Source organism: Vibrio sp. 1978 (assembly GCF_033344345.1).
Map to the genome: position 1 here is coordinate 1 of NZ_JAWPOP010000260.1, position 863 is coordinate 863.

The 863-nt window shown below is 47.6% G+C and carries 1 protein-coding gene; it reads right to left on the reverse strand.

All coding sequences use genetic code 11. The features are described 5' to 3' along the window. Positions 1–863 (reverse strand): glutamate synthase-related protein (locus tag R8N49_RS25950; protein WP_318190307.1); only part of this gene is annotated, 863 nt, incomplete at both ends.

Here is an 863-nt window from a genome sequence, read left to right on the forward strand (position 1 = left end):
CTCACCAGATAAACGCGCGCCAACAGAACGGTCGGTGTTGATGACGTTGTAGAAGAAACTTGCTGATTGGCTGTTTTCGACAGCATTCAAGGCATCATCAACGATTTTTTGGTTGAGTTCGGCTTTATCAAACGGTTTGTTTGGCTCCGTCCAAAATAGTGGATGACCTTCGGCTGAAATAGGAGCTTCTAAGATGTTTGATAGATCCAACTTGGTTTGCTTCGCTGTGAACCCCTCGACGGCTTCAAGTAAATCAGTACGACCAATTAAGTCTGTCAGCTTCTCTACGCCAAGTTCTGCGAGTAACTCACGTACTTCATCGGCAAGGCCAGTAAAATAGTTCATTACCATTTCTGGTAAGCCTTTAAAGTACTCTTTACGAAGGGTTTCATCTTGAGTTGCCACACCCGTTGCACAGTTGTTCAAGTGGCAAATACGTAAGAATTTACAACCCATAGCAACCATTGGTGCGGTACCAAATCCGAAGCTTTCCGCACCAAGAATCGCGGCCTTAACAACATCTAGCCCTGTTTTTAACCCGCCATCTACTTGAAGACGAATCTTATGGCGAAGGCCATTTGCAACCAGTGCTTGTTGGGTTTCTGCGAGGCCAAGTTCCCAAGGACTACCTGCGTATTTCACCGAAGTCAGTGGACTTGCGGCCGTACCGCCATCGTAACCTGAGATAGTGATGAGGTCGGCGTAAGCTTTTGCGACCCCTGTGGCTATGGTGCCAACACCAGGCTCGGAGACGAGTTTCACCGAAACCAGCGCATTCGGGTTGACTTGTTTAAGGTCGAAGATCAGCTGGGCTAAATCCTCGATCGAATAAATATCATGATGTGGAGGAGGGGAGGTTAACG